We start from the raw sequence: 1,927 nt of genomic DNA, 5'->3' as shown, positions 1-1,927 counted from the left end.
AGCGCGGTGCCCGCCGAGGCGCCGGCATCCGCCGCGAACGCACCCGCATGCCGCCGGGCCGCCCCCAGGCGCCGCAGCACGAACACCAGCGGCAGGATCGCCAGGCCGAACAGGAACGGAATACGCCAGGCATAGGCATAAAGCTGCGCATGGCTGAACAGGGTCGTGACGGCATATCCCAGCGCCGCCCCCATGATCTGCGCCAGCACCTGTCCCGTCATCTGCCACGACCCGAAGAAACCGCGCCGCCCCGGCGGCGCCATCTCGATCAGGCTGGTGGTCGAGGTCGCGAACTCGCCGCCCACCGAAAACCCCTGCAGCAGGCGCGCCACGACCACGATCGCCACCGACACGATCCCCCCGGTGCGATAGGGCGGCGCGAAGGCCATCAGCGCCATCGCCGCCGCCATGATCACCATGCCCAGCACCATCGCCCGCTGATGCCCATGGCGGTCGCCATACAGCCCCAGCACGATCCCCCCCAGCGGGCGCGTCACGAATCCCACCCCGAACAGCGCGGTGGTCGACAGCACGACGGTCGCCTCGCCCAGTTGCGCCTTCGGAAGGAACAGCGCGCTGATCACCGGCGTCATGAAACCGAAGGCACCGAAATCGTACCATTCGAAGGCATTGCCCGAAATGGCGGCCAGCACGGCCAGCCCCCGGCCACCCTGCCTTCCGCCACCCGGTTTCTCGTTATCCGACGTCGCTCTCATAACCCCACCACAAACTGTGCAATACGCCTATATCGGAATTATACTCGGGTCAATATGATTTATTTTGATTATACTATTTAATTCAGTGATTAATCGGACCCCGGCGCCCGGCCGGGTCGATTTATAAAACATATACCATATACAACGAACAATTATGTTGCGTTATCGTTATAAAATGGATGCGGTGCCGCAAGCTTTTTGCACTCCAGCCCGATCCTGCGGAACGAATCCGCCGCCTTCCCCCTCAAACGCGCATCGCTGCGCCATCCTCCCGGCCCGCAAGGATCGGCGCGGGCCCGGCGAACCTCTCCTTCACGCCTCCTGCGGCAGCGGCGCATCCACCCATTCATCGCCCTGCAGTTCGGCGACCGAAAAATTTTCCAGATTTTCGTAGTGTACGGCACGATCTTCCACGAACAGGCTCCTGACCACCTGCCGCGCCAGCCGGTCGGCCCCCTCGCTGATCGCCGGAATATCCCCGCTGACCTTGCCATGCGACAAGGTCGCCGGGAAACAGAAACAATGAATATATTTCAGGAATGGACAGCATCCTTCCTCGCGCTCCTGAAACGCGAACCCCGGCCCCAGGTCGGGCGATCCGGCCAGTTCCGCATTCAGCCCGCCCGACGGCATGTCCGCCGCCTCCGGCCGGAACCGGTCGCCCCACAGCCGGACCTTGCCGGCAAAACCGGCGAATTCCGGGCGCCGTCCCATATCGGCGGCAAAGCCGGTGGCCGCGATGATGAAATCCGCCCCCAACGTCCCGCGCGACGTCTCGATCCGCAACGCCCCGTCCTCGACGGCAATCGCGCGCAGCGCGCAATTCAGATGGAAATGCGCGTTCTCGTGGCGCGACACGCGCAACGTGCTCGGCCGGGGCGGCGGGGTCTGCGCCGCCAGCGTGTAATCCAGGAACCGCCATTTCCACGCATCCGGCAGCCCGACGAATCCGTGTACCACGCCGGCGCTGCCGATTCCGGTAAATTTGTTGACACGCGGCAGATCTTTCCGGCGGATCAGCAGATCCACCCGCGCCGCGCCCATCTCCAGGGCGGTCGCCGCATTGTCCATCGCCGACGCGCCGGCCCCCACGACCACGACCCGCCGCCCCCGCAGCGCCGCGAAATCGATCGGCTCGGACGAATGCGCGTAGCAGGCCCGCGGCAGGGCGGCGATGACCGGCGGCACATTGGCGCCCCCCAGCCCGTCCC

General features: G+C 65.3%; 1 protein-coding gene and 1 pseudogene. Both read right to left on the bottom strand.

All coding sequences use genetic code 11. The features are described 5' to 3' along the window. On the bottom strand, window positions 1–653 hold a 653-nt coding region (locus tag HUK84_RS16570), incomplete at its 3' end, for an MFS transporter (RefSeq protein ID WP_176641262.1). 375 nt (window positions 654–1,028) lie between these two features. Then, window positions 1,029–1,927: pseudogene (locus HUK84_RS16565) on the bottom strand (FAD-dependent oxidoreductase); the annotation flags it as partial.

Source organism: Nguyenibacter vanlangensis, from assembly GCF_013376155.1.
Lineage (GTDB): Bacteria > Pseudomonadota > Alphaproteobacteria > Acetobacterales > Acetobacteraceae > Gluconacetobacter > Gluconacetobacter vanlangensis.
The sequence above is the reverse complement of the archived record's forward strand: the minus strand, read 5'-3'. Positions and strand labels throughout refer to the sequence as shown.